The sequence below is a fragment of the Yoonia sp. GPGPB17 genome (genome assembly GCF_037892195.1).
Classification (GTDB): Bacteria; Pseudomonadota; Alphaproteobacteria; order Rhodobacterales; family Rhodobacteraceae; genus Yoonia.
This window is the reverse complement of sequence record NZ_JATACI010000002.1, coordinates 3,315,704-3,342,013: the sequence shown is the minus strand read 5'-3', so window position 1 is coordinate 3,342,013 and position 26,310 is coordinate 3,315,704. Positions and strand designations below refer to the sequence as shown.

The window sequence follows — 26,310 nt, the reverse complement described above, 5'->3', positions numbered from 1 at the left end:
CGTCCGCTGTTAGCGCACAAATCGTGTCAGTTGGCACCTCCGTCCAACGATCTGCTACGCCACACAAAGGCTCGGACGCCAACGAACGCCCCCCGTTGTCCAACACGCCCGAGGCATAAAGCGATGGGGCATGCCCTCCAGACGCATGGCGGAAGGCATAAAGCGTCTGCCCGTCCGAGAAGACACAGGTCAGCTTGATTGGCCCCTCTTCCCCCGCCTACCCGATGTAATCCAGAGTCGCCCGCATTGCAGCAGCGGGCTCATGATCCAACCCGTTCGCCAGCAATGTCAGAAAAATCATTTCGCTATCGGTTGTACCGCGCCGTGCTTCAAACAGGTCATCAGGGAGGGCTGCCAACATCTGGCGGCGGATACGCCTGAAATGCGGGATCTGCCCGTTGTGACAGAACGACCATTTTCCAAACTTGAACGGGTGGCAGTTGGTTCGGCTCGTCTCACCCATGGTCGAGGCGCGGACATGCGCTATGAAATGATGCGACCGCACCATCCGGCACAGGTTGATCAGGTTGTCATCGGCCCAAGCAGGCAGAACATCGCGGTAAATACCGGGCGTCTCATCTGCCCCATACCAACTGATGCCAAAGCCATCGCCATTGACGGCCAGCTTGGCTTCGGCGGCATGCTGGCTTTGCTCCAGTAATGAGTGGGCCGGGCGCACGATGATGTTCTCAAGTGGAATTTCCGGGCCGGTATAGGACGCAATACGGCACATGTTAGTGACGGCTCTCAATTCGGGCATGCAGGCGTTTCAAAATGCGGCTCGCCGTGGTTTCGCAAAGGGCAGGAATGAACGCATGCACCAAGGCAGCAAGGGCCGCGACGCCAAGCCAGAATGCAAAGCCGAACGCAAAACGCATATGCTGAAAATACGTCTCATCCACTGTGGCAGGATGATCCAGAAAGATCGCTGTGAACGGGTTCTTGCGCGGCGTCGAATGTGAGGCGTCAGACATAGTTAGATTTCCTTGTTAGCTTTGGAACAAACTAACCAAGGGATTGCATACGAATATCCCAAATCAGATTGTATAATATGTGTTTCTTGGGATATCATCCCATTTATGGCCCATGAAATAGATCAGATAGACCGCGCAATCCTGCGTATCCTGCAAACCGACTCCACCCTCTCGGTCGATGACGTCAGCGCTGCGGTCAACCTGTCACGCAATGCCTGTTGGCGGCGGATCAAGGCGATGGAGCAATCCGGCACGATCACAGGTCGCGTCGCTTTGGTTGACCCGGCCCGCGTTGGCGTTCCTCTGACCGCCATGGTGCTGATCAAAACCAACGCCCATGATGCAAACTGGCTCAAACAGTTCCAGGCCACCCTGCAAAGTTTCCCCGAAATTGTCGGTGCCTACCGCATGACAGGGGATCTTGATTATGTGTTGCGGGTCCGCGTCGCCGACGTGCCCGCCTATGACGCCTTCTACAAACGGCTCACCTCACGCATTTCTGTATCGGATATCTCAGCAAGTTTCGTTATGGAGGAGATCAAGGAAACAACCGCGGTGCCGTTATGACCAAGACAACGATGCAGATCGATACGTCAGCCGAGCTGATGGAAAATGATATCCTGCCTAAATGCCATGAAGTTCACACCAACCCGGCAACACGGCCTGCCACAACGCAAGATATGCCCAAGGCGCTGTCAGAACCAGTTGCCCAGAAAAGCCCCGCACAGTGGGCCTATGAGCGGATCATCATGTACATCCAGAACTTCGAAAAGCAGCTTGATAACGACCACGAGGTCGGATTGGGCCTCGCCGGTGGCATGACCGGCGTGATCAAGATCGAAGGTCTGGGCTACTACGACCCCGATATCGTCACCTATTACGGCATGAACGAAAGCGGTGCACGCACGCAACTGATCCAACACGTCAGCCAGTTGAACGTGACGCTTGTGGCCAGCCCCAAACACATCGACCAGCCAGAACCTAACCGGATCGGATTTCGACTCGCCTCTGCTTTGGACGGCGATGAAGATGTGACCACCTGACGGCGTGACAGGACCAAATGAATCGTCTATGCGAGTAACAAATCAGATGATGAAGGAGCCGAAAGATGGCTGAACATAAACACGGCGAAATGGACATTGAAGTTCAGGAAAAGACCTTTGATGGTTTCATGAGCATGACAACGAAGGCGACTGTCGCAATTATCGTCTTCCTCATCTTTCTGGCACTTATTGCTATCTAATTCCTGATGGATCGCCGTAATTTTTTGATCAGCCTGCCGTTGGCGTTGTCTGCATGCTCGGCACAAGAGGTCTGGGCGCCCGAGGATGTGGTCGCCCGCGCGATCTATCGCGAACCCGGTCGCAACTACCTGACACTTTATACAATGAAAAACGTTGGTTCCGGCAACGGGGCCCACACGGCCCTGCTGATCAATGCCAGCCAACGGGTGCTTTTTGATCCAGCCGGGTCCTTCAAGCAAGATGTCATGCCAGAACGCAATGATGTCCTCTTTGGCGTGACCCCTCGGCTTGAGAAGTTCTACGTCAGTTTCCATGCGCGCGAGACATACTATGTGGTTGGTCAAACGGCAGATGTGACACCCGAGGTTGCAGAACAAGCGCTCAACCTATCATTCGCAGCGGGGCCCGTGCCGCAGGCCAATTGCGCGCGCGTCACATCACGTATGCTGCGCCAGCTGCCCGGTTTCGAAGGGTTCCGCCAGACATGGAGCCCAAACCGCATTCACGACGACTTCGCACAACTGCCCGGTGTCACAACACTGGAATACCGTGAAGATGATGCCGATGACAAAACACTGGCTCTGGCAGAGATCACCGCGATCCTCAGAGGAGAGCCGTGATCCCCATCCCGGCATAAAGGGTCACAGCACCCCCTAAAATCGCCCAAAGCACGTTGCGCGTCCATACTCCGATCAGGACGGTGGCGAGGGCGGCAAGCACGCGTATCAGATCAAACTGCCCGTCGGTCGCCGCAGGCCACAGCACCAAGGGTGCGACCATGGCTTAAGCAGCACAGCCACCGGCGTATAACGCAAGAGGCGCAACACAAACGCCGGCATCGGGCGATCCCCGATCAGCCCCAGAAATGAAAAACGGATCAGAAACGTCCCGATCCCCATGATGGCGATGATCATCCAGATTTCAAAAGTCGAATAGCTCATCGCGCGCGTCTTTCCATCCAAACTTCAACCAGTGCACCGGTCAGCATCGCCGATCCCGCCGCGATCAATAGCCCCGTTCCCGCAGGCATACTCACCAGAGCCAACCCCACTGCGACAGACACTGTCGCAGCCGACACATGCGCTAGTGACTTCAGCATCGGCGCGACCATCGCCAAGAACATAATAGGCATGATGAAATCGAGCGCCCAAGCCTCGGGGATCGCCTGCCCGGCCAAGGCCCCCACCAACGTCATCCCCATCCAAAACGGCGTAATTGGCGTGGCTACCCCAAGGAAATACGATACGCGCTCTGCGACCGTCATCTCTGGCCGCGCCTCATAACGCGCGATTGACGTGATGTAGGTCTGATCGAAGTTCAGGTAGGCAATAAATGCGCGCTTCCACAACGGCGCCGCCCCCAGATAGGGCACCAAAGACGCCGAATACATGGCCATCCGCAAATTCACCGCCAAGGCAGCCAACAGCACAAAAGCAATGCTCGCGTTCTCGACCATCAACTGGATGGCCGCGAACTGAGCAGCCCCCGCGATCACCAGTACGGTGAATCCCATCGCCTGCGCCAGTGTGAGTCCGGCATCGGTGGCAATGACCCCAAAAAGAACCGAGAAGGGCACCGCCATCAAAATGAACGGTGCGCCATCGCGCACGCCTGCCCAATAGGCAGATTTCGCAGGTGTTTTCACAGTAGAAGTCGTCATGGCTTTGCCCTAGCTTGGCCGCGTTGCCACAGGCTTAACCACGCAAACAGGAAATGACAATTGGCACGGATCGACAATACATCAGACTACCTGATTGCCCCTGATCCCGGGGCACGGCGGTTGACCCGCCCGGTGGTGGGCACCGATCAAAACGGCGAGGCGATTGATCTTAACGTTGTCGAAGAACGTCCCCTGACGATCTACCTCAATTCACAAGAAATCGTCACCGCGATGACCATCGGCGACTACCCCGCCTATCTCGCCCTTGGTTTCCTGCGCAACCAAGGCATGCTGCACGAAAACGACGTGATCAAGGGCGTCGACTACGATGAAGAACTTGAAACCGTCGTGGTCCGTACCGAAGCACTGACGACCTATGAAGACAAACTTAAGAAGAAGACCCGCACCAGCGGCTGTGCTGTCGGTACCGTCTTTGGTGATATGATGGATGGGTTGGAAGGCGTCACGCTGCCGGACGTCCAAGTGCGCACCTCCGACCTCTATGCGCTGGCGGCCACGATCAACCGGACTCCGTCACTCTACCTCGAAGCGGGTGCGATCCACGGCACGGTTCTTTGCCAAGGTGACCGCCCGCTGGTCTATATGGAAGACGTGGGTCGCCACAACGCCGTTGATAAGATCGCAGGCTGGATGCTGTCCGAAAACGTCCCAGCTGCAGACAAAACCCTCTACACCACGGGCCGCCTGACCTCGGAAATGGTGATCAAAACGGCCATGATGGGCATCCCTGTCCTCGCTTCTCGCTCCGGTTTCACCGCGTGGGGCGTTGAGATCGCCCAGCAAGTGGGCCTTACCCTGATCGGCCGCATGAAAGGGCAGCGGTTCGTCTGCCTTTCCGGCGAAGAACGACTGATCCGCGATGCCGACCCTACCAAGGTCGCCGACGAACCGCGCAAATCCGGTCGCAAGGGGGCGGCATGACCAAACCCATTGTCATTGAGTACGAGACATCTGCCAAAGCCGTTGCCGAAGCAATGGGCGCAAGCTTCGCCTGGATCATGGGGCCATGGCGTTGGCTGCACATGATTTCTGGCATCATTGCGGTCCTGCTTGTGTCTTTCGGCGGCGGGGCGCTTGTCATAACGATCGGACTGCTTGCAACCGGCGCGCCAGAAGCCGGTCTGCCCTACGTCTGGATCGGCAGCTTGGCAGCCGGAGCCTTGTTTCTCTTGGCACAGAACTGGCCACTGCGCCTTGTTGCCCGCCACAGCGCGCAGTCACCCTATGGCCGTGGCACGCAAACCGCCACGTTTGATCAGGACGGGATGACGATCCAGAACGGACAGAGCCGTTGGCAAACCAATTGGGCCGCGATTGAAAACGTGAAACTGGGAAAACGGGGTATGATTGTCCATGTCGCGGGCCTCGCATTTGCAATCCCGATGACGGATCAGGCGAACCCCACTGAAATCATCACACAAATCGAACGCTGGAAGCAGGCCGCATGAGACAACCCCTTGGCGTCATTCTGGCAGGCGGTCAGGCGACCCGTATGGGGGGCGGTGACAAAGGCTTGCTTCCACTGGGAACCGGCACAATTCTCTCGCACGTCATAGACCGGTTGGAGCCGCAGGTCGCCTACTCGCGTTGAACGCCAACGGCGACCCGACCCGCTTCGTCGACCTGCATCTCCCCGTCATACCAGACAGTATCGGCGGCTTTGCTGGTCCGCTTTCCGGCGTCCTCGCGGGCCTAGACTGGGCCGCGACCCGCGGCGCCACCCATATTGTCACCGCAGCCGCCGACACCCCCTTTTTCCCCTGCGATCTGGTCCCGCATCTGCTGCAAGCGGCAGAGGACGCAAACACCGAAATCGCCCTCGCCCGCACGCCCGGCGGACGCCACCCGACGTTTGGTCTGTGGCCCACGGCCCTGCGCGACGACCTGCGCGCAGCGCTGCAAGACGGCCTGCGTAAAGTGGTGCTCTGGACCGACAAACACGGGTCCGCCACGTCACATTTCCCCGACGATGCGGCCTTCTTCAACGTCAACACCCCTGACGACCTGGCACAGGCGGAAGCCATGCTATGAGAATCTACGGCGTCACGGGCTATAAAAACGCGGGCAAAACCGGTTTGATGGAACGGCTGGTGGCCGAGATTACAGGGCGCGGCTTCTCGGTTTCCACCCTCAAACACGCGCATCATACTTTCGACGTCGATCATCCCGGCAAGGACAGCTATCGCCACCGGCATGCAGGCGCGCATCAAGTGCTGTTGTCGTCGCGCGCGCGTTGGGCGCTTATGACCGAGTTGCGCGAGAACGACGAAGCTCCACTTGCTGATCTACTGAAGCAACTCGAACCTGTGGATCTGATCCTTGTCGAAGGCTACAAACGGGACAAGCACCCCAAAATCGAGGCCTACCGGGCCGAGACGAACCACCCGGTGATCGCAAAAGAAGACCCAACAATCCATGCCGTCGCCAGCGATTGCGCAATGGATGTGACCCAACCGGTCTTTGATCTCAACGACACCAAAGCCATCGCTGACTTCATCCTGTCCGAGGTCGGGTTGTGAGCTTCGATACATTCCTTATGGTCGATTGGTCCGGCGGCAACGACCGCGGCAGGGCCCCCAAAAAGGACGCGATCTGGGTCTGTGCTGCGCGTAAAGGCATAGCCCAAACCCCCGTATATCTGCGCAACCGGCAAGTGGCCGAAAGCTGGATTGCCGATTTCCTCGGTGCCGAACGCAACGCAAACCGCCGCGTCCTGGCCGGTTTTGACTTCGCATTTGGCTATCCCAAAGGGTTCGGCAAAACCCTGACCGGCACCGACGACCCCTTTTCAATCTGGGATTGGTTCGCCGCGCGCGTCGATGACACCCCCAAGCCAACAACCGTTTTGACCTTGCAGGGCAGATCAACGCCCTGTTCCCCGGCATTGGCCCCTTTTGGGGCAATGGATTGAAGCGCGACATCCCCGACCTGCCGCGCAAGGGGTTGGCACGCACCGGCCACGGTATGCGCGAGAAGCGTGTTGCCGAAGCGGAAGCGAAAGGCGCGTTCCCCGTCTGGCAGCTATCTGGCGCTGGTGCAGTGGGCAGTCAGGTCATCATGGGCCTGCCGATGCTCGCCCGCCTGCGCCAAACCTTTGACAAGGACATCGCCGTCTGGCCGTTCGAACCCCTGACACCTGCCATTGCCATCGTTGAAATCTGGCCTTCGCTGATCGCCAAAGCGGTTAATGCTACGATGCCCGAAGGCCAGATCAAAGATGCACACCAAGTGCAATTGCTGGCCCAAACGCTGAGTGGCATGCCACCCGGCGACCTTACCCAATTGCTTGAGGTTCCGACCACAAACGAAGGCTGGATACTTGGCCTCGGTCATGAAGGGATGCTTGAACGGGCGGCATTGGGCGCACATGCCCCGCCACCTTTGAAAAACGACTGCTTCGCCATGCCGCAAGGCGCACATTGGACACCAGTCGATTACGCACTTCAGCACCTGCGCGACAAGCTTACCTGCGTCACCAGCACCGAAACTGTCGCTCTTAAAGACGCAGCCGACCGCTTTCTCGCCCAAGATGTCCGATGCGTCAGATCACACCCCCCGCCCCCAATGCCGCCGTGGACGGTTATGGCTTTGCAGGGCCCGCACCTGAGGGCATTACGCGCCTACAACTGGTCGATGGGCGTTCTGCCGCAGGCGCACCCTACCCAAAAAAGTCCCACCCGGTTATGCCATCCGCATCCTGACGGGGGCAAACCTACCCGAAGGCGTTGATACCGTCGTTCTGCAAGAAGACGTCGTCACAAACGCATCAGAGGTCAGCTTCCATGGCCCCCTTAAACGCGGGGCCAACGCGCGGGACGCGGGCGAGGACATGCTGGCGGGGCAGGTGATCCTGCACAGGGGTCGGAAAGTCACACCCGCCGACCTTGGCATGCTCGCTGCAGCAGGTGTAGGCGCAATTGAGGTCCATATGCCCCTGCGCGTCGGCATCCTCTCAACCGGGGATGAACTCCAAGAGCCCGGCGACGCCGCAAACGCTGGCCAGATTTACGACGCCAACCGCCCGATGCTGGGCGCGTTGGTGACAAAATGGGGGTACGACGTTATCGACCTTGGACGCGCGCCCGACAACCGAGACACGGTCCGTGGCATCCTTGATGACGCGTCGACCAGATGCGACGTCATATTATCGTCCGGCGGGGCCTCGGCGGGCGATGAAGACCATATGTCTGCCCTGCTGGAAGGCACCGGTTCGTTCGCGCTCTGGCGGATCGCCATGAAACCGGGACGACCTCTGGCGCTTGGCCTCTGGAACGACACCCCCGTCTTCGGCCTCCCCGGCAATCCGGTCGCGGCGATGGTCTGCGCGCTGGTCTTCGCCGCACCTTCACTTACCGTCATGGCGGGCGGCGCGTGGCAACACCCAACCAGCTATCAGCTGCCCGCCGCGTTCAGCAAATCCAAGAAGGCAGGGCGGCGCGAATACCTGCGCGCGCGCATCGAAGGCGGACAAGTTACGATCTTCGCCTCAGAAGGCTCGGGCCGCGTTTCTGGCCTCAGCTGGGCAACAGGGCTTGTAGAACTTGGCGATCCGGCGCAAAAGGTCGCACCCGGTGATCCTGTCACCTACATACCGTTCAACAGCTTTTAACCAATGAAGATCACCGTCGGCATTCCCCAAAAAGACCGCGAAGAAGCGGCGGCCCTCTACTGGAACGCCTTTGGCGAAAAACTGGGTTTTACGCTGGGGCCCAAGTATCAGGCGCTGATGTTCGTACGCTCGGTCCTGCGGCCTGACCACGGCATCTGCGCCCATGATGACGATGGCAAGCTGCTGGGCATCGCAGGTTTCAAAACCGTGCACGGATCTTTGGTCGGCGGCGGCTTTAAGGACTTGCGCCGCGTTTATGGCTGGACCAGCGCCGCAATCCGTATCTCACTTTTGGCCTTGTTGGAACGGGACGTCGAAAACGAACGTTTTCTAATGGACGGGCTTTTCGTCGCTCCTGAGGCACGCGGGCTGGGCGTCGGCACCGCCTTGCTGGATGCGGTGATTGATGAAGCCAAGCGGCGCGGCTACACCCAAGTCCGGCTCGATGTGGTCGACACAAACCCGCGCGCCAAAGCGCTCTATCGGCACGTCGGGTTCAAGGAACTCAAGACCGTCAAGATCGGGCTCCTCAAGTATATCTTTGGGTTCAACGCATCGACCACGATGGTGCGGGACGTGTAGCCTGCGGCACTATTCCTCGGGCAGCTTTGGCGCCCGCCCGACATAGTGTTTGATCAATGGCGCAGGCACCTCGGTCCCGTCATACATGAACGGCAGAACACCCTTAAACCCGGCCTTGCCGCGCATGTTTTCGATCTCTTCATCCGATTTGGTCACGCGCTGTGACATCCGCCGCCCCCATTGCGCGAGATACCCATAGAGTCGTTCAATCACATCCGCGTGGGCATCGGTTTTACCCAGATCAATGAATTCATCTGGATCGTTCTGAAGGTCAAACAGCATCGGCCTAAAACCGCCCTCGGCATGCATCATTTTCCAACACCCATCATAGACCATGAAAAGCCGACAGTCCTTGGGCTTCAGGCAATATGCTTCGGCCAGTGTCCTCCCAACAGTGCTCGCGGAATAGTCAAACTCGCTGATCAGGAATTCACGCCACTTTGGGCGCTCTCCATTCAACCAAGGCAAAAGGGAGCGGCCCTCAAGAATATGTTCCGGCACTTTACCGCCTGCCGCTTCAACAAAGGTGGCCGCGATATCCAAGCTTTCCACAAGCGCATCACAGGTTGTGCCACGGGTCGCATTGGCTTTGCGGCGTGGGTCATAGATGATCATCGGCACTTTGGCAGATTGATCGTGGAACAGTGATTTTTCACCCATCCAATGATCACCCAGATAGTCGCCATGGTCGGATGTCAGCACAATCATCGTGTCGTCCATGGCGCCGGTGTCTTCCAGAAAATCCAAAATCCGGCCCAGGTGGTCGTCACATTGTTTGATTAGGCCCATATAAGCCGGGATAACCTTTTGGCGAACCTCGTCACGCTGAAACGCCTGACCGACCTGATTTTCCATGTAGCCATTGAAAACCGGATGCGTGTTTTCCAGCTCGACCGGATGACGGCGCGGCGCGGGTACATGATCATGACCGAACATGTCATGATAGGGGGCAGGCACGATGTAGGGCCAATGCGGTTTGATATAGCTGACATGGGCGCACCACGGGCCAGTGGCTTGTTTCATGAAATCGATGGTGCGACTGGTCAGCCATGCGGTCTCAGAGTCAGGCTCGTGAATGTGTGCGGGTTTGTCGGCGTTCTCATACATCCAGCCTGAGGCAATCTGATTGCGTTCTTTCACACCGGCATTGGCGTGATCAGCCCATGGGTTGTCACTATCGGTATAGCCCTTAGATTTGAGATATTCGTTATAGGGCGAGCGGCTTTCGTCATAGTATCCGGCAATGCCCTGCGCCCAAAGACCATCATCGCGGATGAAAACATCGAACCCACATTCCGCCTGACGTGCGCCAATCACACTGTCTTCATCCAGGCCCAGGCGCTTCATCCCTTCGGTGTCAGCATGCATGTGAGTTTTGCCGATCAGCCAGCAGTCCATGCCCAGTTTGCGCAGGTGATCGCCTAAGGTCAGCTCGCCCACACGTAGTGGGAAATTGTTCCATTGTGCCCCATGGCTGGAAGGGTAACGCCCGGTGTAATAGGACATCCGACTGGACCCGCAGATCGGCGACTGCACATAGGCATTCGTAAACCGCACCCCCATACTGGCAACGCGGTCAAAGTTGGGTGTCTGCAAATGCGGATGCCCGGCACAGCTGAGGTAATCAAATCGAAGTTGGTCATACATTATGAAAAGAATATTCATGGCTTCTGTCACTCCCAAAAAATAGCGAGCTTTCGAGGTGTCGTACCAGAAGCTCTCGATAGAGTTACGTGTGATCTGCCCAAACTATTCCATTTGCAGCGCTGCTCTTTCAAGTTGCGTGGGTCTAGCTGAACAACAAGACCGCCACCGGTCGATACTTTGGAAGTCGGCAATGGGTGTTCGCCATCAGCATGTATTTTGATGAAATCCGAAGCTCCCCTCAAAAACTAAACTATTCGGTTCATTTTTACTTGCAATCTAAACTGAACTGTTTAGTTATGCTTTGCGAACAGATGTTATCAAGAAGGAACCACATCATGCCACGTATCTTCTTTGCCCTCACCGCCGCCGCCTTCGTCATGGCCGCTGCCCCCGCTTCTGCCCTGTCGTTACAAGTCAGTTTTCCCACGTTGACATATCCGCCTCAGCCCTCCCCTGAGGTCAGCCAAGGATGCAGCGACGTAACGACACTTTCTGGCGAGACTTGCACAGCACCAAGCAAGTAACGCCACGACAGCGATGGGGCCCCTCGTCCCCATTGGCCCCATCGCTGCTATCTCCTTGCTGCAAATGAACTGATCGGTTTATAATGGTGGCCTGAGGAGGAGCACCGCACATGCCCGACGGCACAGTCGAACCCAAAAAAGGCCGGAAATTTGATCAGGTGTTGGAAGGCGCCAGACAGGTGTTCCTATCTGACGGTTTCGAAGGGGCCTCGGTCGATGATATCGCCAAGGCGGCGGGTGTCTCGAAGGCAACGCTCTACAGCTATTTCCCCGACAAACGCTTTCTTTTCATGCAGGTGGCAAGGACCGAATGTGCACGTCAGGCGGATCACGCGATTGAGACGATCAACATGGATGCGCCTGTGCGACAGGTTCTTTGTGATATCGCGATAGAAATGGTCGATTTCATTACATCCGAGTTCGGAAAGCGCATTTTTCGCATCTGCGTCGGCGAAAGCGACCGTTTCCCAGAGCTTGGCCGCGAGTTCTATGAAAGTGGCCCCTTGTTGATCCGCGAGCGTCTTGTGGATTTCTTCCACAAAGCGGTGGATCGTGGCGAACTTGAGATCGTGGACTATGAACTGGCCGCCGAACAGTTCCATGAATTGTGCAAAGCCGACCTTTTCCCGCGCATGGTCTTTAACATGACCGACGAATTCACTCGCGCGGAAAAGATGCGTGTGGTCAACGGTGCGGTTGAGATGTTCATGGCGCGGTATGGGGTTTAGACGTCAGAGATTGGCGATCACCTGAAAGATAGCCAGCTCAGCCTCAGAGAATGCGTCACTTTCATCATTCATTTCCAGACCATTCAGCGCGTAGGCAAAACTAAGATTTCGTTCCCGATCATACCAGACTCCACCGTTGAACCCGTAAGCATTGCCAAAATGCCCAACCAAGGGACGCGGATAGAACAGTGGTGCGTCAAAGATTTGCACCCCTGCCCCATAGCTTTCAAACACCCCGTCTAGATAGTTCCCCGGACCCATCTGGGGCGTCCATAACGCCGTCGGCTCGCCGAGCCCGCAGGCAATATCCAACATCCCCTCCAAAGAGGTGCGTAATCCGCCTTGAGGAGAATAGATGCCAGGATTATGCCCCTGTTTCGCGGGCTCGGGCGGTTGATCCACTTGCGCCAGAAATGCGGCACCGGACCGCCGATACGTCGGCAAAGCACTCTGACGATCCGCGTCAGACACCCCCACCCAATTGAACCCAGCCCTTTTTGGCAGAAACGGCGCGACCGCATCTGGAAACGCCAATCCTGACAGCGCCTCAATCACTTCCGCCAAGACAATGTATCCCAAGTTGGAATAGCAAAACTGCGCGCCCGGTCGCGCATCAAACACCGCTCGCTCGGCACAAAAGGCGCGCAGGGTTTGATGCGGTGGAATCAAGTAACCCGCGTCATCGTCCAGACCGGCAGAGTGACTTGCCAACATCCCCAACGTTACTGGCCGTTCGGGGAACTTCGGATGCTCAAGGGTCCACCCCAAAATTTTGGAAACATCCGTATCCCACGTGGTGACCGTTGTGTCGACGAGGGACGCCACGACCCGCCCCACAACGACCTTGGATACTGACGCGACCCGAAACATGGTCTGCGGCGTGACGTTCAAAAAAGGCGCATGGCTGATCGCGAAATGCCGCTGCCCTCCTTGCGCGACGGCCATACCGCAAAACGCAAAAGGCCCGGTCAATGACCGGGCCAAGACGTCTAAAGAGGCTGTCTTCAAAACTCGACCACCGCCCGAATGGATTTACCTTCATGCATCAGATCAAAGCCCTTGTTGATGTCATCAAGGCTCAGCTTATGCGTGATCATCGGATCAATTTCGATCTTACCCTGCATGTACCAGTCGACAATCTTGGGCACATCGGTTCGGCCCGACGCCCCGCCAAAGGCCGTCCCGCGCCAGCTACGGCCGGTGACCAGTTGGAACGGCCGCGTCGAAATTTCAGCGCTTGGCAGGAGCTACGCCGATGATGATGCTTTCGCCCCACCCTTTATGGGCGGCTTCCAGTGCCGTGCGCATTACACTCACGTTGCCGGTGGCATCAAAAGTATAATCCGCGCCGCCGCCAGTCAGTTCAACCAAATGGGCGACCATGTCACCCTCAACATCGGTCGGGTTCACGAAATCCGTCATACCAAACTTTTCGGCCATCGGAATCTTGCCGGGGTTCAGGTCCACACCAACGATCTGATCGGCGCCTGCCATCCGCAGCCCCTGAATAACGTTCAGACCGATGCCCCCCAGACCAAATACAATTGCCGTCGACCCAATCTCGACCTTGGCGGTGTTGATCACTGCACCAATGCCGGTGGTCACACCGCAGCCGATGTAGCAAATCTTGTCGAATGGCGCGTCCTCACGGACCTTCGCGAGGGCAATCTCGGGCAGCACCGTATGATTGGCAAAGGTCGAGCAGCCCATGTAGTGCAAAATCGGCGTCCCATCGAGCATCGAGAAACGCGACGTGCCGTCCGGCATCACACCTGCGCCTTGGGTCGAACGGATCTTCTGGCACAGGTTCGTTTTGGGGTTCAGGCAATAATCACACTCGCGACATTCCGGTGTATAAAGCGGGATGACATGATCACCGGGTTTCAGGCTGGTGACACCTTCACCAACCTCAACCACAACGCCTGCACCTTCATGGCCCAGAATGGCGGGAAACATGCCCTCGGGGTCAGCACCGGAAAGGGTAAACTCGTCGGTATGACAAATGCCCGTTGCTTTAATTTCAACCAGAACCTCGCCCGCTTTGGGGCCTTCAAGATTCACTTCCATCACCTCAAGCGGTTTGCCCGCTTCAAGTGCTACAGCCGCACGTGTACGCATGTCGATCAACTCCCTATTACTTGAAAGGACGATCAGGCAAATGCAGCGAAATTTCAACTCCTCTGTGCAGCGTGGCTTGCGTTTGCGGCGAAAGGCGCGACAATACCGCTATGAAACGAATTATTGCTCTTATCGCTCTGGCCGGATGCACGGTCACCCAACCGCCCCTTCCACCACAACTTGAAGACACCTGTGGTGCCAAAGAATTCACCGACTTGATTGGCCAAGACGCCACGGCGCTTGAAACAACGCTGCTGCTGGGGCCCGTCCGCGTGATCCGCCCGGGCGATATGGTCACAATGGACTTTCGGCCAGATCGGGTGAATTTCAAGATTGACGAAAACGAAACAATCCAGGCCATTGACTGCGGCTAAATCTGTGGGGGAAACGAAGTTCCCCGATGTCACGAACTGGGTGGGGGCTATTGACCGCAACATCGGGGTAGCATTTCGCTATGAACATAACGTCGCAATCAGTTGTGTTCCCAGTTGGCAACCGCCGCGGCACTGTGGTGTTCATTTTAAGGCATAAGAAAGGCAGCCGCAGATGAACCCTTGATTTTGAAGGGGTTTGGCGCAACTCTACAGTATGACATTCCAGCTAGCCTCGCAGTTCCGCGCCCCTGAACAGGTGGCTTTCCACCGCACAGAGCTTAACGTGATTCTCAGCCTTTATGGGCGCATGGTCGCCGCCGGTGAATGGCGTGACTACGGCATGTCGCACCTCCGCGATGTTGCCGTATTCTCGGTCTTTCGGCGGACGGCAGAAAACCCGCTCTATAAGATCGAAAAGCGCCCCAAACTGCGGCTAAAACAAGGGCAATACGCGGTGATCGGCATGGACGGACAAATCCTGAAACGGGGCAACGACCTGAGGCAGGTGCTGCGGGTGCTGGAGCGCAAACTGATTAGAGCCGTCGACTAAAGCCGCTTGCGCGCAATCACTGGGCCATCACCCTGCGCCTCAATCCGCAAAACCGCACGTTCAATTGGCTCATAAAGCGTTGCCATATGATGCGCATTCGCGTGGATCATCGTCTCAGCATCCACCATCATGCCAACATGGCCTTCCCAAAAGATCAGATCACCGCGCTGGTAGCCCCCTCAAACGGCTGACCCAGGCCATTCCGCTGCATGTCACTGTCGGCAGGACACGGGATGTTGCAGGCACCCAACGCCGCTGCCACAAGACCCGAGCAATCAATGCCAAGCGTTGAGTTTCCACCCCACAGATAGGGCACGCCAAAATGCAGCTGCGCGACCGTGGCCGGATCAGTGAAAGGCCGGTCCAGCCCGCGCAAATGGCTTTTCGGAACAAAACCGACGTTGGTTTCAAAGAATTTGCGCCGCTCATCCAATACGGTCACACGCGCACCAAAGGGCAAACTGTACCGATCTGCCGATTTGAAATCTTCGGCGGCATAAGCATGTGTCGCAACTGTCGCCACAAAATGCGAGGGCGATGTGATCTGGCCCAAGGCTTCACTCTGGACGTATCCGACGTAACCGTCTGCGGCTTGCAAAAAGGACCACCCTTCAAAGTCCTCAAACACCACAGCTTCTGCCCCCATCAACAACTGCCGCTCACGCGACCCATCCGGGCTGGCACATAGATCAACCACAGGCGCAGCGATCATTGCAGGCGCGCCCTCGACATACCTCTCCGCCTCTATCTGCCCGGCTAGATGCATCGCCGCCACGCGGCCATTAGCAGGTGTCAGGCGACGGTCACTCACAGGTTCAGCATCTCTGGCAAGGCTTCAAGCACGGCGCGCGCGCCCATGCCAACACCGCCACGTGGGCGCGCAGGGGCCGCACTTGGCTGCCAGCCATAGATATCGAAATGCATATAGGGGCTTTCCACAAAGCGGCGTAGAAACAATGCCGCCGTAATTGACCCGGCAAAGCCACCTTTCGGTGCATTGTCCAGATCAGCAATCCCCGGCTCGATCATCGCCTCATAGGGTTCATGAAACGGCATCCGCCACACCGGATCAGCCACCTTGCGAGCGGCCTTGGCCACCGCATCGGCATGGGCGTCATCATCAGTATAAAACGGCGCAATATCGGGGCCAACAGCCACACGCGCAGCGCCGGTCAACGTCGCCATGGAAATCACCAAAGCCGGATCATCTTCGTCAGATAGCGTCAGCGCATCGGCCAGCACCAGACGCCCCTCTGCATCGGTGTTGTTAACCTCAACCGTCAATCCCTTGCGCGAGGTCAGAATATCCTGTGGGCGGAACGCGTTACCATCAATGCTGTTCTCTACGGCCGGGATCAGCACCCGCAGGCGCAACGGCAACTCCGACGCCATGATCATATGGGCCAGCCCCAGCACAGTGGCCGCGCCGCCCATATCCTTTTTCATCAAACCCATTGAACTACCCGGTTTGATATTCAAACCCCCGGTGTCAAAACACACGCCCTTGCCCACCAGAGTTAGCTGCGGACCTGCATCACCCCAGCGCATATCAATCAATCGAGGTTGCCGATTGGAGGCACGACCGACCGTATGAATCATCGGGAAATTGCTGGTGATCAGGTCATCGCCAGTGATGACATTGATCCCCGCATAATGCTCAACCGCCAAGGTCCGCGCCGCCTCTTCCAACTCATCCGGTCCCATGTCAGACGCTGGTGTATTGATCAGCTCGCGGGTCAACGCCTCGCCGTTCGCAATAATGGCGATTCGGGCCGCATCAACGGTTTCTGGCGCCACCAGCCCCGCGATGGGCGAGGATGGTTTGACATAACGGTCATAGCTATAGCCCGCCAGAAGCCACGCAAGCGCGGCTTCATCCAGCGCGTCACCCTCCAGACCGCTCATAATCGCATATGTCCCTTCTGGCAGTTTGCGCGCCACAGTCCCCATATGAAAGCGGTCGCGCGCCCGCTTTGCGGCGCTGCCGTAACCCACCAAAACCTGCGCCAATTCACCCTGTTGACCCGGCATCACCAAGACCTGGCCAAGTGAGCTAAGCAAACCCCTGCGCCTCGGCCCAGGCACGCGCCTCGACGGTCAGTTGGGCAAGTGCTGCATCAACGGCATCTGCCGCGACAACATGAACGGGGACGACAGCGTCGGTCGGTTCGGCGAATGCCAGCGGCATGATGTATCCTCTTGGTTATGGTCAGACACAACCTGAACCAGTGACCATAAAGCTGCAAGACAGCATCGCTCTTTGCCAAAGAGATCCACCTTAATGGAGCATCACGCAAAAACCCCAATACGATGGGTAAGCGCATCATATCAAAACCAAGATCTGAGACGGCTGAAGACATCCGGATCAAACGAAACAACAATTGCATGATCAGCCTAGAAGGCTAAGTGAAAGTCATCAAAAAGTAGAAGTCACAAGCATCATCTCGCCTTGGACGGTGATAAGAGAGGGTGAGCAACATTACCCCTTTTGGGTCCCGGCTTTACTTGACTACAAATCCCGAAACTCCCACACCTCGGATACCGCCACATCAAAGCTACGCTCCAGGCGGGCCATCGTTGCGTCCAACGCGATCCCATCTTCTTGTGCCAGACAGGTCAGCACATGACCCACGGCAATTGCCACCTCGGTCAGACCCAACTGATCGGCGACGGCCGCAATGCGGCGCGCGGGTCGTTCCATTGTTGTAAAAGTCTGCTCGGCCATCGCACGCTGTAACATGTCCAGCCGCATCGCGATATCTTCCAGCATACGGCAGACGATCTCTTCTGCCTCATGCATATCGCGCTCTGCAAATAACCGTGACAGGGGCACCGGATCAAAGTGCATTTGATGATGGCAAGACAGAGCAACAACATCTTTCGATGCATCTGAGGCGGGTGCAGGGAAGCGCGTGATATTTTCCATGGCAGTGGTTTTAGGAAAGCAAGGTTCCCAGAAGGTTGAGACGGCGATGAAAAATCTCTCGAAATTCAGAAAAATGCGACGTATCTGTGCAGGAACAACATCGACATCGACGAGGGTCGTTTTGGATGCCTATGTCTCCAGGTTCGATGGGGTTCAAAGTGATCGTGGCACGTGCAATCCAGCGCATGAATTTCTCGACCTGCAATATTGCGGCCTCTCGCACAGGTCAGTCATCGCAATGCGTCTTTCACTGATCTGCGATACTTACGACCAACGGGAAGCTCACGGCCATCTTTCAGCACCACACAAGGGGTCCCGTTGCGATACCGCAAGGCCTTGACCGCATCGCGCGCCACCCACCAAGATCGGTGGAGCCTGATACCGTAGGCGCCAAGGTCATCTGTAGCCTCCTGAAGCGTTGCTCTGATCAATGTCTCGCCAAGCGGTGTTTCGGCCCTGATGTAGTGGTCTTGGGCATGCAATAGCAGCAGCTCTCTACCCAAGTGATGGGGCAGTTGATCAAGCCACGCGGGGTCCGGTCGTGGCGCGGCGGCGGGTACGGGTGCAATGCCACCTGTCTGGGCCGCCTCAAACAAAACCGCAACTGCGAAACAGATCACGATCACATAGGGTAGAAGTCCTTTTACATCCGCCCAAAATGGCGTTTCAAAAACAACCGTGTGAAACCCTGCCAACCAAACCGCCACCGGTATACCGGCAACGAAGGAACCGATCCCGACACTTACGATGGCATGGGTCCCATACCGTTCCGCCACTGTCGTGACGGCGAAACAAACCAGATATCCAAGCCAAAATGTCGTGGTGACAGCAAACACCCAATATGCGGTTCGCAAGGGTATCGCCAAAGCGTCATATGTCCCGAAAGGCCCCGTTAGTCCGACAACGAAACCCGTCCCCAACAGTCCCAACCAGAAACGCCCGCTGCGCGCCAAAATCAGTGTTTCTGCAATGGTTTCCCCCAGGACCGTGTCGTTCGCGACTTTTCTCATGCCGTTGACGCCAGCCCTGTTTCGTTCGCTCTGCCCGAAGGTTAGCAGGCCAAGACAACGCCAGCAACGCAAGGCAACCCACCAATATCAAGGAGACCATCTTGCCCACTCACTACGTTTATCTGATCGCCTCAGTCATCGCCGAAGCCGTGGGGTATTCGGCATTGAATGCCAGCGCACAATTCACCAAGTTCTGGCCGTCATTACTGGTTATTGCGGGGCTTGGGGGCTCGTTTTACTTTCTGACGCTGGCGCTAGAGCACATGCCTCTCGGAATCACGTACGCGCTGGCATCTGGGCTTGGGATCATTGTGGTCGCTTTGGCGGGTATCCTTGTTTTTGGCCAACAACTTGATCTGGCCGCTGGCGTCGGCCTAACGCTGATTGTTGCCGGAATAGTTGTCATTAATGCACTGTCAGATTTTGCTGTGCACTAGGAGGCCGCTCCGGTCGCACCCAACGACCACAAGAGGGATCGGAGAAACGGCAATCAAAGGCGCCGTGTTCGGCGGCGCTACACCGCCCAGTCCACCGATTGCATTTCGCGCAGACGGCTTGCAGTCCGCTCAAACTCAAACGAACCCGTGCCTTCTATGTACAGCATCTCGGGCTGGGCCGTTGCCGAACAGATCAACTGTACCTTGGCTTCATATAGTGCATCAATCAGGGTCACAAAGCGCTTGGCTTCATTGAAGTTATGCCGCGACAGTGCGGGCACGTCCTCTAGAATCAGGACGCGCACCGCCTCTGCCAGCGCAAGATAATCACCCGCCCCCAAGGGCCGCCCGCAAAGATCAAAGAATTTCGCCTTGGCGACCCCATTATGATAATCCGGCAATTCAACCTGGCGGCCTTTCACATGGAGCACCAGCGGCTGAGATTTTCCATTGCTCAGGCGCGCCCAGATATCCGCTATCGCTTGGCGAGCGTCATCATCAATGGGCGTAAAGTAACTCGGTGTACCGGCCAGCCGATCCTGACGGTAGTCCGTTTCACTCGCCAGTTCATGCACCACCATCTTCTCTTTCAAAAGAGCGATGAACGGCGTGAAAAGCTGACGATTGAGGCCATCCTTATATAGATCATCGGGCGGTCGGTTCGATGTGCTCACAACGACAACACCGCGCGCAAACAATGCCTCAAACAAACGGCCCACCAACATTGCATCGGTGATGTCAGAAATCTGCATTTCATCAAACGCCAAAAAGCGAACCTCATCTGCCAGTTTCCCCGCAACGGGGGCAAGCGCATCATCAACGCCCCGTTTGCGCGCCTCGGTCATCTCAGTATGGACCCACTGCATGAAAGCATGAAAATGGCGGCGCTGTTTGGGGGCATCGACCTGATCATAGAGCAGATCCATCAGCATGGATTTACCGCGCCCTACACCACCCCACATGTAAAGGCCGGGAATGGCATCAGGGGCTTTGCGAAAGAAACCACTGCGTTTCACAGGTTCTGCCAAGGCTGCGCGTACCCGCTCCAGCTCTGGCAGGACAGCAAGCTGCGCGTCATCTGCATGAAGTGTGCCCGCATCGACGGCCTGCTGATATGCCTGTTGTACTGTCATCTGAATGGGATAACGTGCAGTTTACGCAATGAAAAGCAGGCCATATCAGCCACGCAGCGCAGCACGTATCGCGTCAGCCAACTCTTTGCGATGCGTGTAGGGCAAACCATGGTCCGCTTCTGCAACAACCTCTTGGCGGGCATCGCGGTTCCACAAGCCCAACAGACCAACAGCGCGCAACGGTATGATCGGGTCCACCCCACCCCATATTGCTGTCACAGAGATACCCTGCCGGAAAAGCTGGCGATGGTCGTCTTCCTGATCGTCGGACAACATCCCACGGCGGCTGGACAAGATAGCCTAAGCAGATAGCCCCGGCGCGTCAGCTCCAGTCGTTGTGCCTGCAAGACCGCATCAATTTGAGGGGTTTCACCACGCGCTGGAATGGACTTGAGGATGCGATTATGCGCAAACATTGCATGCGCCCAATCGCCCAGACCCGGCACGCGGCGGCAAAATCGTGCAAATGCGCTTTCATTGGTTTTCAGACCTGCACTTGCGATCAGGACCACACGCTTAACGCTATGGGGATACTCGGTGGCAAAGGCCGTGGCGATACTGCCACCCATGGAATAGCCTGCAATTGTCAGTTCTTCCGTGATGCCGTGGTAAGCGCAAAGGTCCGAAAGCTGGCGCAGGAAAAACGCCCGGTCCTGCTTGCCCTTTGGCGCATCGGACAAGCCGCGCCCATAGAGGTCGTACATCAATACGCGGTACCCCAAACGGCCCAGCGCATCGGCCACGCCATCAACCGCAATCATTGGTGACGCAACACCATGCACAACGACCGCGACCGGACCCCGGGCCGAACCTGCCCACCTGCAATGTGTCACACCTTGCGAAAGCTGAACAAATTCGCCGCGCGCGCCATGACGCTCGGACGGACCCACAACAGGACGGCGGCGTTCAATCATGAAGGGGCGCGCTGCGATCACGGCGACAGCCAACACCAACAAAGGAACCAAAAACCAGACCAGCACCGTATTTGCCTTTCACACGACCTCGGCGCGCCTCATAGACTTAACTTGACCAGGCTTCCAGTATGTACCTCGCCGTCATCAAATCCAGATGCGCACCGCCGCCGTTCTTAAACAGGGTAATCTCGTCGGGATTATGGCGTTTGAACTGATCTAACTGATAATAATCGGCAATAACGTCGTCAGGTTGAAAGGTTCCTGCGGCAATCGGAATTTTCAGCTCTCCGATATGGCCGATGGTCGTTTCACGGCTATCGACAAATACCCGTGCCCGGTTCAGCGCATTATCATCCACTTCACGCATATCCGGGCGGTAAGCGCCAATCAGGTCAACATGCTGGCCGGGTTGCAGCCAATCGCCCCTGATGACGGGGTCGGTAGACATGGTGGCAGATGCAATTACATCGGCACCACGAACAGCGGTCTCCAGATCTTCGGCAATCATAATGTCGGGGAATGCGTCTTGCATATCCTTCGCACCCTGTGGTGAACGATTCCAAACGGTGAACTGCGCCTCAGGAAAGGCCGCGCCATAAGCCTCGCGGAGCGAATGGCCGACGGTGCCTGCACCTACAATCAGGATGTTCTTGCTATCCGGTCGGGCCAGACGCCGTGCAGCCAGCAGGCTATCACCAGCGGTCTTCCATTTTGTCACCAAGGCGAAATCAAGGATCGCCTCCAACGCCCCATCCTTGCCGGAAAACAGGTTTACCGCCCCGCCGATCGCAGGTTTGCCCGCCGCCTTATTGCCCGGAAAAATCGTGGCGCATTTCACCGCCAATCCAAGTCCCGCGATCCAAGCCGACCGGTTCAACAGCGTGTTGTCGCCCTCGTACATAAGCACATCCGCCACATCTGCCTTCGGCCCTTCGTGTCCCGCCGCCAAGGCATCGGTCAACGCCAGCCAGTCAAGGTTCTTCTGGCCTTCCGCAAAAGGGATCATCACCGTCATGCCGCGGCCTCCTTGCTTAGCAATCCTTCCGCCACCAGCCTGTCCGCCCACCCCTGCGGCCCTTCAAACAGATGTGTCTGCCACCCCCGCGCCGCAGCAACGGCGACGTTATCAGGCCGGTCATCAGCGAAGAGCAAACCATCGGGGGGTACGCCACAGTCATCCTCAACCATCTGGTAGATATCAGCCTCTGGCTTGATTACACCCATATGTCCCGAGATGTAGCGGCGATCAAATTCACTCAAAAACGGATACACCGGCTCGGCCACCTCAAACGTTTGAATACCAAAATTGGTCAGTGCAAAGACCGGCACCCCTGCCGCGCGCAACGCCCGCAGCAGTCGCACGGAGTGGTCAATCGCAGGGGCCGCCATTTCAATCCACCGATCATGCCACATCATGACCTCATCGTGCCAGACCGGGTGCGCCTTTGCCGCGGCCGTAATTGTGTCGCGGAAATTGCCACCACGATCCACCTTGTCATTGACCCCATGCAAATCAATCGCCGCAAACATTGCCATGCGCCGCTCTCTGCCGATCTCACGATCAAAGAACCGCTCCGGTTGCCATTCGATCAGCACGTTCCCGATATCAAAAACAACTGCCTGAACGTCAGCCATAGCCTCTCCTATCCTCATTCGAACCGTAGCCTACCGCCGAAAAGGCCGTTGTAAAACAGCCGGTTTTGTTTGCGCGTCGCGCCAGATCGCAAACAACCCCGCCCCAAGGATCAACGCCATCCCGAAATAGTCCCAACCGCCTGGAAACTCATCAAATACCAGCATGCCCCAGACAACGGACATCGGCAGCGCCAGATACTCAAACGGTGCCACGTAGGATGCTTCGGCCACACGGTAGGCCTGAGAGATCAGATACCCCGCAACCGCGATGCCAATCCCGATGATCAGGAAAACCGGATAGTCGGCAGGCAAAGGCCAGCTCCATGCGCGAAACAGGAAGGCCAGCGATGGATCAGACTGATCACCAAAACGACCATCGCCAACGATCAGCCCAAACATCACCCCCACGATGATGAACATGATCTGGATATAGAAGGCCATGGTTGCAGCACTCTCGGTGCCACCAATCCGGCGCGTAATGATATGAATGCCCGCATAGCAAAACGCCGCCGCCAATGGCAGGAGCGATGCCACCTGAAATGCGGCGGTTCCGGGGCGCATCATGACCAAGACCCCGACGAATCCCACTGTAATCGCAGCCCAGCGCCGGGGGCCGACAACCTCGCCCAGGAACAGCACGGAAAAGAGCGTTATGACCAAAGGGCTGATAAAAAAGATCGCCACCGCATCAGCCAAAGGCATCGCCGCCAACCCTAGAAAGAACGTCATATTGGCAAACACGACGCAGAGCCCGCGCAGCATATGCATCTTCAGCTTCTTGGTGCGCGCTATCGCCCAGCCCGTCGTTAGCGGCGCGATCAACAGAACAATAATCAGCAGCCCGATGACGGACCGGATCAGCACCACCTGATGCAGCGCATAACCGCCACTCAGAAACTTGATCGCCACATCATTGATCGAAAAGAAAACAACGGCGATCGCCGCACAAAGCGCACCCAGCTTGGCGGGCGACATCTGCATCATAACCGTGCCGCCGCCCGCAGCGCACGTTCCAGCCCGTCCAAAAACCGTGCCCGATCCGCCTTGCCAAAGGGCTTGCCACCCCCTTGCCGAAACGGATCGGCCGCGCGCATATCCGCCATCAGATCACGGGTCGCCAGCACATTTCCGATATTGGCCTGAGTCAGCGCCTCGCCGTTGTGCTTAAGCACCAACGCGCCATTCTCGATACAGCGCGCCGCCAAGGGAATATCGCCGGTGATCACCACATCACCCTTGGTCGCACGATCCGCGATCCACATATCGGCCACATCCGGGCCATCCGGCACCACGACGGTTTCGACAAAGGGATTGGCCGAAGGGCGAATGCCGCCGTTCGATACCACGAACATCTTCATCTTATGTCGTGTGCCGACACGTTCCACCTCAGCCTTCACCGGGCAGGCATCGGCATCAACGTAGATCACGCGTATAACGCCTCTGCATGGAAGGCGACGTGATCCTCCATGAAGGTCGCAATGAAGAAATACGAATGGTCATACCCCTTCTGCAATCGAATCTGACCTTGCTGTCGCTTTGCCGCCATCGCCTGGGCAAAGTGTTCGGTCCCCAACAAATCACCAAACTGATCGTTGGTCCCGGTATCAATCAGGATCGGGCCATCAAACCCCGGACCCTGCATTAGTAAAGTCGAATCATGCGGCCCCCAGTTTGCCTCATCCCCCCAATAAGCGCTGAACTGCTTGCGCCCCCAATCGCTGGCGGTTGGATGACAGATGGGCGCAAAAGCCGACACCGATTTGAAGCGCCCCGGCAGAGCCATCGCCATCGTCAGCGCGCCGTGGCCACCCATAGAATGGCCGGTGATCGACTGGCGCGACATGTCGAGCGGGAACTTCTCTGCCAGCAACGCAGGCAATTCATCCGTCACATACGTCCACATTTTGAAATGGGTGTCCCAAGGGGCCTCGGTCGCATCAATGTAAAACCCGGCCCCCTGCCCCAGATCATAAGCTTCATCATTCGGCACATCATCGCCGCGCGGCGAGGTATCAGGATAGACCAGCGCAATCCCCTGCTCCGCTGCCCATGCCTGTGCACCTGCCTTTGTCATCGCATTCTCATGGGTGCAGGTCAGACCAGAAAGAAACCACAACACCGGCACAGGGCCATGTGCAGCCTCTTCTGGTAAAAACACCGCAAAGGTCATGTCACAGGAACAGACGGTGGAGGCATGCGAATAGACGCCCTGTGTCCCACCATAACAGCGATTTTCCGAGATCGTTTCCATGGGCTTTCCCTTTCGTTTGTCCAAGGGCTAGCGCAGGTTCAGAAGGTTGTCACCCACGCAATGACGAGCGATACCGTTACAACACTCGCCAAGGTCGACAACAGGATCGAGGCAGAGACCCGCGTGGGTGCCACGCCATAGTGTTGTGCAAGGATATAGACGTTGCCCGCCACAGGCAGTGCCGCCGCCGCAATCATCACACCGGCGGCATAAGGATCGACATCAAAGACAAAGAGTGCGGCAACAGCAACGGCAGCCGGATGCAGCACCAGCTTGCAAAACGACAACCAACCGGCAATCGCGATGCGCTCGGCTGATTTGCTGGCCAGCGAGGCACCAATTGCAAACAACGCACCAGGGGTCGCCGCCGCACCCAGCAGGCTCAAAAAATCATTCACTGGCCCGGGGATCGGCACATCGTTGGCGGATACGATCAATCCTAGTGAAATCGACACGATCATCGGATTCTTGATCAGGCCAACGGCAACTGTCCACAAAATCTTGGGCGACATCCGGCCATCGCGTGACCCTGTGATCAGAATGACGATCAGGCTGCCGAAAACGATCAGATCAACGGCCAGCACCATCATCACCGGGCCGACGGCACCCTCGCCCAGCAATAGCACAAGCATCGGAATGCCCAGAAAACCGACATTCCCGATCACCGCACATTGCCCTTCAACAGCCGCCTCGGTCATTGGCACGAACCGGCGGCGGGCCGCGCGCACTGCGACAAGGTAGACAACCGTCGTCGCACTCAAATAGGCCATGACGAATTGCCAATCGAGGATCGCGCCCAATGAAAGGTTCGCCGAGAAGCGAAACAGCATCGCCGACAGCGCGAAATAGAAGACAAACTTCGTCAGATAGGCTGTCGCCTCTTCCGAGAAAAACTTTGTGACACCAGAGCCATAGCCCAAAGCGATGATCATGAAGAAAGGCAGCGTCTGAAGGAAGATGTCCAACATGGCCG

At 57.0% G+C, this 26,310-nt stretch carries 32 protein-coding genes and 5 pseudogenes; 17 read left to right on the top strand and 20 right to left on the bottom strand.

What is annotated here, in order from left to right; translation table 11 throughout:
* Positions 1 to 217: 217 nt before the first annotated feature.
* Both QTO30_RS17650 and QTO30_RS17645 read right to left on the bottom strand, forming a co-directional pair.
* A complete protein-coding gene (locus QTO30_RS17650) occupies positions 218 to 760 on the bottom strand; it encodes a class II glutamine amidotransferase (protein WP_340425364.1) in 543 nt (180 codons plus the stop codon).
* Positions 735 to 974, bottom strand: coding sequence for a DUF6356 family protein (locus QTO30_RS17645; RefSeq protein WP_340425363.1), 240 nt, complete (start codon positions 972 to 974; stop codon positions 735 to 737). Before QTO30_RS17645 ends, QTO30_RS17650 begins: the two co-directional genes overlap by 26 nt.
* A 105-nt stretch (positions 975 to 1,079) precedes the next feature.
* Here QTO30_RS17645 and QTO30_RS17640 point away from each other — a divergent pair, with 105 nt between their 5' ends.
* From QTO30_RS17640 to QTO30_RS17625, 4 genes are all read left to right on the top strand, one after another.
* The gene (locus QTO30_RS17640; protein ID WP_340425362.1) at positions 1,080 to 1,541 is read left to right on the top strand and encodes an Lrp/AsnC family transcriptional regulator; all 462 of its coding nucleotides are present in this window, start codon (positions 1,080 to 1,082) and stop codon (positions 1,539 to 1,541) included.
* Positions 1,538 to 2,017 (top strand): DUF6173 family protein, encoded by a 480-nt coding sequence (locus QTO30_RS17635; protein WP_340425361.1) that lies wholly within the window; start codon positions 1,538 to 1,540, stop codon positions 2,015 to 2,017. Before QTO30_RS17640 ends, QTO30_RS17635 begins: the two co-directional genes overlap by 4 nt.
* A gap of 65 nt (positions 2,018 to 2,082) precedes the next feature.
* Positions 2,083 to 2,217: an aa3-type cytochrome c oxidase subunit IV gene (locus QTO30_RS17630; RefSeq protein ID WP_340425360.1), complete on the top strand. Its 135-nt coding sequence runs from the start codon at positions 2,083 to 2,085 to the stop codon at positions 2,215 to 2,217.
* 6 nt (positions 2,218 to 2,223) lie between these two features.
* Entirely contained in the window at positions 2,224 to 2,838 is a 615-nt protein-coding gene (locus QTO30_RS17625; protein WP_340425359.1) for a hypothetical protein, read from the top strand.
* Here QTO30_RS17625 and QTO30_RS17620 read toward each other — a convergent pair.
* Positions 2,822 to 3,159: pseudogene (locus QTO30_RS17620) on the bottom strand (AzlD domain-containing protein). The gene QTO30_RS17625 and the pseudogene QTO30_RS17620 sit on opposite strands and share 17 nt — an antisense overlap.
* Entirely contained in the window at positions 3,156 to 3,878 is a 723-nt protein-coding gene (locus QTO30_RS17615) for an AzlC family ABC transporter permease (protein ID WP_340425358.1), read from the bottom strand. The pseudogene QTO30_RS17620 and the gene QTO30_RS17615 overlap by 4 nt, the downstream one beginning before the upstream one ends.
* 60 nt (positions 3,879 to 3,938) lie before the next feature.
* On the opposite strand from QTO30_RS17615, the gene QTO30_RS17610 reads away from it, so the two are divergent.
* From QTO30_RS17610 to QTO30_RS17575, 8 genes and pseudogenes are all read left to right on the top strand, one after another.
* Positions 3,939 to 4,820, top strand: a complete 882-nt coding sequence (locus QTO30_RS17610) for a formate dehydrogenase accessory sulfurtransferase FdhD (RefSeq protein WP_340425357.1) — start codon at positions 3,939 to 3,941, stop codon at positions 4,818 to 4,820.
* The gene (locus QTO30_RS17605) at positions 4,817 to 5,347 is read left to right on the top strand and encodes a hypothetical protein (protein ID WP_340425356.1); all 531 of its coding nucleotides are present in this window, start codon (positions 4,817 to 4,819) and stop codon (positions 5,345 to 5,347) included. The genes QTO30_RS17610 and QTO30_RS17605 overlap by 4 nt, the downstream gene beginning before the upstream one ends.
* Positions 5,344 to 5,930, top strand: a pseudogene (gene mobA, locus QTO30_RS17600) (molybdenum cofactor guanylyltransferase MobA). The gene QTO30_RS17605 and the pseudogene mobA overlap by 4 nt, the downstream one beginning before the upstream one ends.
* The gene (mobB, locus tag QTO30_RS17595; RefSeq protein WP_340425355.1) at positions 5,927 to 6,418 is read left to right on the top strand and encodes a molybdopterin-guanine dinucleotide biosynthesis protein B; all 492 of its coding nucleotides are present in this window, start codon (positions 5,927 to 5,929) and stop codon (positions 6,416 to 6,418) included. Before mobA ends, mobB begins: the two are co-directional and overlap by 4 nt.
* The gene (locus QTO30_RS17590; RefSeq protein WP_340425354.1) at positions 6,415 to 6,810 is read left to right on the top strand and encodes a hypothetical protein; all 396 of its coding nucleotides are present in this window, start codon (positions 6,415 to 6,417) and stop codon (positions 6,808 to 6,810) included. The genes mobB and QTO30_RS17590 overlap by 4 nt, the downstream gene beginning before the upstream one ends.
* Positions 6,807 to 7,628 (top strand): hypothetical protein, encoded by an 822-nt coding sequence (locus tag QTO30_RS17585; RefSeq protein ID WP_340425353.1) that lies wholly within the window; start codon positions 6,807 to 6,809, stop codon positions 7,626 to 7,628. The genes QTO30_RS17590 and QTO30_RS17585 overlap by 4 nt, the downstream gene beginning before the upstream one ends.
* Entirely contained in the window at positions 7,588 to 8,508 is a 921-nt protein-coding gene (locus tag QTO30_RS17580) for a molybdenum cofactor synthesis domain-containing protein (RefSeq protein ID WP_340425966.1), read from the top strand. Before QTO30_RS17585 ends, QTO30_RS17580 begins: the two co-directional genes overlap by 41 nt.
* A gap of 3 nt (positions 8,509 to 8,511) precedes the next feature.
* Positions 8,512 to 9,090, top strand: coding sequence for a GNAT family N-acetyltransferase (locus tag QTO30_RS17575; RefSeq protein WP_340425351.1), 579 nt, complete (start codon positions 8,512 to 8,514; stop codon positions 9,088 to 9,090).
* A gap of 9 nt (positions 9,091 to 9,099) precedes the next feature.
* On the opposite strand, the gene QTO30_RS17570 is transcribed toward QTO30_RS17575, so the two are convergent.
* The gene (locus tag QTO30_RS17570) at positions 9,100 to 10,755 is read right to left on the bottom strand and encodes a sulfatase-like hydrolase/transferase (protein WP_340425350.1); all 1,656 of its coding nucleotides are present in this window, start codon (positions 10,753 to 10,755) and stop codon (positions 9,100 to 9,102) included.
* Between the two features lie 317 nt (positions 10,756 to 11,072).
* Between QTO30_RS17570 and QTO30_RS17565 the strand changes: the two genes are divergently transcribed.
* Complete coding sequence (locus QTO30_RS17565) at positions 11,073 to 11,261, top strand: hypothetical protein (RefSeq protein WP_340425349.1); 189 nt, start codon at positions 11,073 to 11,075, stop codon at positions 11,259 to 11,261.
* A gap of 110 nt (positions 11,262 to 11,371) precedes the next feature.
* Positions 11,372 to 11,989 (top strand): TetR/AcrR family transcriptional regulator, encoded by a 618-nt coding sequence (locus QTO30_RS17560; RefSeq protein ID WP_340425348.1) that lies wholly within the window; start codon positions 11,372 to 11,374, stop codon positions 11,987 to 11,989.
* A 3-nt stretch (positions 11,990 to 11,992) separates the two neighbouring features.
* Here QTO30_RS17560 and QTO30_RS17555 read toward each other — a convergent pair whose 3' ends face one another.
* Both QTO30_RS17555 and QTO30_RS17550 read right to left on the bottom strand, forming a co-directional pair.
* A complete protein-coding gene (locus QTO30_RS17555; RefSeq protein ID WP_340425347.1) occupies positions 11,993 to 12,961 on the bottom strand; it encodes a serine hydrolase domain-containing protein in 969 nt (322 codons plus the stop codon).
* A gap of 32 nt (positions 12,962 to 12,993) precedes the next feature.
* Positions 12,994 to 14,107: pseudogene (locus QTO30_RS17550) on the bottom strand (S-(hydroxymethyl)glutathione dehydrogenase/class III alcohol dehydrogenase).
* A 110-nt stretch (positions 14,108 to 14,217) separates the two neighbouring features.
* On the opposite strand from QTO30_RS17550, the gene QTO30_RS17545 reads away from it, so the two are divergent.
* Positions 14,218 to 14,481, top strand: a complete 264-nt coding sequence (locus QTO30_RS17545; RefSeq protein ID WP_340425346.1) for an I78 family peptidase inhibitor — start codon at positions 14,218 to 14,220, stop codon at positions 14,479 to 14,481.
* A 214-nt stretch (positions 14,482 to 14,695) separates the two neighbouring features.
* Positions 14,696 to 15,031, top strand: a complete 336-nt coding sequence (locus tag QTO30_RS17540) for a DUF2794 domain-containing protein (RefSeq protein ID WP_340425965.1) — start codon at positions 14,696 to 14,698, stop codon at positions 15,029 to 15,031.
* Here QTO30_RS17540 and QTO30_RS17535 read toward each other — a convergent pair.
* The 4 genes and pseudogenes from QTO30_RS17535 to QTO30_RS17520 form a co-directional block, all read right to left on the bottom strand.
* Positions 15,028 to 15,842, bottom strand: a pseudogene (locus tag QTO30_RS17535) (C40 family peptidase). The gene QTO30_RS17540 and the pseudogene QTO30_RS17535 overlap by 4 nt on opposite strands.
* A pseudogene (locus QTO30_RS17530) lies at positions 15,839 to 17,219 on the bottom strand (leucyl aminopeptidase family protein). The pseudogenes QTO30_RS17535 and QTO30_RS17530 overlap by 4 nt, the downstream one beginning before the upstream one ends.
* Before the next feature lie 321 nt (positions 17,220 to 17,540).
* Positions 17,541 to 17,957, bottom strand: coding sequence for a hypothetical protein (locus QTO30_RS17525; RefSeq protein WP_340425345.1), 417 nt, complete (start codon positions 17,955 to 17,957; stop codon positions 17,541 to 17,543).
* A gap of 230 nt (positions 17,958 to 18,187) precedes the next feature.
* Positions 18,188 to 18,967: a LytTR family DNA-binding domain-containing protein gene (locus QTO30_RS17520; protein WP_340425344.1), complete on the bottom strand. Its 780-nt coding sequence runs from the start codon at positions 18,965 to 18,967 to the stop codon at positions 18,188 to 18,190.
* A 101-nt stretch (positions 18,968 to 19,068) separates the two neighbouring features.
* Here QTO30_RS17520 and QTO30_RS17515 point away from each other — a divergent pair, with 101 nt between their 5' ends.
* Positions 19,069 to 19,404 (top strand): DMT family transporter, encoded by a 336-nt coding sequence (locus QTO30_RS17515; protein ID WP_340425343.1) that lies wholly within the window; start codon positions 19,069 to 19,071, stop codon positions 19,402 to 19,404.
* A gap of 77 nt (positions 19,405 to 19,481) precedes the next feature.
* Here the strand turns inward: QTO30_RS17515 and zapE are convergent, their stop codons facing one another.
* From zapE to QTO30_RS17470, 9 genes are read right to left on the bottom strand one after another with little or no spacing between them, the layout of a single operon-like run.
* A complete protein-coding gene (zapE, locus tag QTO30_RS17510; RefSeq protein WP_340425342.1) occupies positions 19,482 to 20,537 on the bottom strand; it encodes a cell division protein ZapE in 1,056 nt (351 codons plus the stop codon).
* A 45-nt stretch (positions 20,538 to 20,582) separates the two neighbouring features.
* Positions 20,583 to 20,756, bottom strand: coding sequence for an alpha/beta fold hydrolase (locus QTO30_RS17505; RefSeq protein ID WP_340425341.1), 174 nt, complete (start codon positions 20,754 to 20,756; stop codon positions 20,583 to 20,585).
* The gene (locus QTO30_RS17500; protein ID WP_340425340.1) at positions 20,753 to 21,517 is read right to left on the bottom strand and encodes an alpha/beta fold hydrolase; all 765 of its coding nucleotides are present in this window, start codon (positions 21,515 to 21,517) and stop codon (positions 20,753 to 20,755) included. The genes QTO30_RS17505 and QTO30_RS17500 overlap by 4 nt, the downstream gene beginning before the upstream one ends.
* A gap of 40 nt (positions 21,518 to 21,557) precedes the next feature.
* Positions 21,558 to 22,466 carry an ornithine cyclodeaminase family protein gene (locus QTO30_RS17495; protein ID WP_340425339.1) on the bottom strand — a complete coding sequence of 303 codons (909 nt, stop codon included), beginning with the start codon at positions 22,464 to 22,466 and terminating at the stop codon, positions 21,558 to 21,560.
* Positions 22,463 to 23,086, bottom strand: a complete 624-nt coding sequence (locus tag QTO30_RS17490; protein WP_340425338.1) for an HAD family hydrolase — start codon at positions 23,084 to 23,086, stop codon at positions 22,463 to 22,465. The genes QTO30_RS17495 and QTO30_RS17490 overlap by 4 nt, the downstream gene beginning before the upstream one ends.
* A 30-nt stretch (positions 23,087 to 23,116) precedes the next feature.
* On the bottom strand, positions 23,117 to 24,070 hold the full coding sequence (locus QTO30_RS17485; protein WP_340425337.1) for a DMT family transporter: 954 nt from the start codon (positions 24,068 to 24,070) through the stop codon (positions 23,117 to 23,119).
* Positions 24,067 to 24,513, bottom strand: coding sequence for a YaiI/YqxD family protein (locus tag QTO30_RS17480; RefSeq protein ID WP_445327163.1), 447 nt, complete (start codon positions 24,511 to 24,513; stop codon positions 24,067 to 24,069). The genes QTO30_RS17485 and QTO30_RS17480 overlap by 4 nt, the downstream gene beginning before the upstream one ends.
* Positions 24,510 to 25,337 carry an S-formylglutathione hydrolase gene (fghA, locus tag QTO30_RS17475; RefSeq protein WP_340425336.1) on the bottom strand — a complete coding sequence of 276 codons (828 nt, stop codon included), beginning with the start codon at positions 25,335 to 25,337 and terminating at the stop codon, positions 24,510 to 24,512. Before fghA ends, QTO30_RS17480 begins: the two co-directional genes overlap by 4 nt.
* Before the next feature lie 38 nt (positions 25,338 to 25,375).
* The gene (locus tag QTO30_RS17470; protein ID WP_340425335.1) at positions 25,376 to 26,305 is read right to left on the bottom strand and encodes an AEC family transporter; all 930 of its coding nucleotides are present in this window, start codon (positions 26,303 to 26,305) and stop codon (positions 25,376 to 25,378) included.
* Between the last annotated feature and the right edge of the window lie 5 nt (positions 26,306 to 26,310).

Coding starts and splice junctions, on each gene's coding strand:
- QTO30_RS17650 (WP_340425364.1), bottom strand. CDS start 760: ATGCCCGAATTGAGAGCCGTCACTAACATGTGCCGTATTGCGTCCTAT.
- QTO30_RS17645 (WP_340425363.1), bottom strand. CDS start 974: ATGTCTGACGCCTCACATTCGACGCCGCGCAAGAACCCGTTCACAGCG.
- QTO30_RS17640 (WP_340425362.1), top strand. CDS start 1,080: ATGGCCCATGAAATAGATCAGATAGACCGCGCAATCCTGCGTATCCTG.
- QTO30_RS17635 (WP_340425361.1), top strand. CDS start 1,538: ATGACCAAGACAACGATGCAGATCGATACGTCAGCCGAGCTGATGGAA.
- QTO30_RS17630 (WP_340425360.1), top strand. CDS start 2,083: ATGGCTGAACATAAACACGGCGAAATGGACATTGAAGTTCAGGAAAAG.
- QTO30_RS17625 (WP_340425359.1), top strand. CDS start 2,224: ATGGATCGCCGTAATTTTTTGATCAGCCTGCCGTTGGCGTTGTCTGCA.
- QTO30_RS17615 (WP_340425358.1), bottom strand. CDS start 3,878: ATGACGACTTCTACTGTGAAAACACCTGCGAAATCTGCCTATTGGGCA.
- QTO30_RS17605 (WP_340425356.1), top strand. CDS start 4,817: ATGACCAAACCCATTGTCATTGAGTACGAGACATCTGCCAAAGCCGTT.
- mobB (WP_340425355.1), top strand. CDS start 5,927: ATGAGAATCTACGGCGTCACGGGCTATAAAAACGCGGGCAAAACCGGT.
- QTO30_RS17575 (WP_340425351.1), top strand. CDS start 8,512: ATGAAGATCACCGTCGGCATTCCCCAAAAAGACCGCGAAGAAGCGGCG.
- QTO30_RS17570 (WP_340425350.1), bottom strand. CDS start 10,755: ATGAATATTCTTTTCATAATGTATGACCAACTTCGATTTGATTACCTC.
- QTO30_RS17565 (WP_340425349.1), top strand. CDS start 11,073: ATGCCACGTATCTTCTTTGCCCTCACCGCCGCCGCCTTCGTCATGGCC.
- QTO30_RS17560 (WP_340425348.1), top strand. CDS start 11,372: ATGCCCGACGGCACAGTCGAACCCAAAAAAGGCCGGAAATTTGATCAG.
- QTO30_RS17545 (WP_340425346.1), top strand. CDS start 14,218: ATGAAACGAATTATTGCTCTTATCGCTCTGGCCGGATGCACGGTCACC.
- QTO30_RS17540 (WP_340425965.1), top strand. CDS start 14,696: ATGACATTCCAGCTAGCCTCGCAGTTCCGCGCCCCTGAACAGGTGGCT.
- QTO30_RS17525 (WP_340425345.1), bottom strand. CDS start 17,957: ATGGAAAATATCACGCGCTTCCCTGCACCCGCCTCAGATGCATCGAAA.
- QTO30_RS17520 (WP_340425344.1), bottom strand. CDS start 18,967: ATGAGAAAAGTCGCGAACGACACGGTCCTGGGGGAAACCATTGCAGAA.
- zapE (WP_340425342.1), bottom strand. CDS start 20,537: ATGACAGTACAACAGGCATATCAGCAGGCCGTCGATGCGGGCACACTT.
- QTO30_RS17495 (WP_340425339.1), bottom strand. CDS start 22,466: ATGACGGTGATGATCCCTTTTGCGGAAGGCCAGAAGAACCTTGACTGG.
- QTO30_RS17490 (WP_340425338.1), bottom strand. CDS start 23,086: ATGGCTGACGTTCAGGCAGTTGTTTTTGATATCGGGAACGTGCTGATC.
- QTO30_RS17485 (WP_340425337.1), bottom strand. CDS start 24,070: ATGATGCAGATGTCGCCCGCCAAGCTGGGTGCGCTTTGTGCGGCGATC.
- fghA (WP_340425336.1), bottom strand. CDS start 25,337: ATGGAAACGATCTCGGAAAATCGCTGTTATGGTGGGACACAGGGCGTC.
- QTO30_RS17470 (WP_340425335.1), bottom strand. CDS start 26,305: ATGTTGGACATCTTCCTTCAGACGCTGCCTTTCTTCATGATCATCGCT.